The following is a 377-nucleotide window of genomic DNA, read 5'->3' on the forward strand; positions in this document are numbered from 1 at the left end:
CCGTGACAGCCGGTACTTCGTCGCAGATCACCGATGGTGCTTCGTGCATGATCGTGACGTCGGCGCAGCGTGCACAGGACCTGGGCATCCAGCCGATGGCGGTGATCCGCTCGATGGCAGTGGCAGGTGTGGATCCGGCGATCATGGGTTATGGTCCAGTGCCGGCGACACAGAAAGCACTGAAGCGTGCAGGTCTGGGTATTGCCGATATCGACTTCTTCGAACTCAACGAAGCTTTCGCTGCACAGGCCCTGCCAGTGCTGAAAGATTTGAAAGTGCTCGACAAGATGAACGAGAAGGTTAACCTGCACGGCGGCGCGATCGCCCTGGGTCACCCGTTCGGTTGCTCCGGTGCACGTATTTCGGGCACCTTGCTG

At 59.4% G+C, this 377-nt stretch carries 1 pseudogene; it reads left to right on the forward strand.

The window, feature by feature from the left end:
- Positions 1-47: 47 nt before the first annotated feature.
- Positions 48-377: pseudogene (locus AC1DKR_RS21400) on the forward strand (3-oxoadipyl-CoA thiolase); the annotation flags it as partial.

The organism is Stenotrophomonas sp. 01N47 (genome assembly GCF_056399165.1).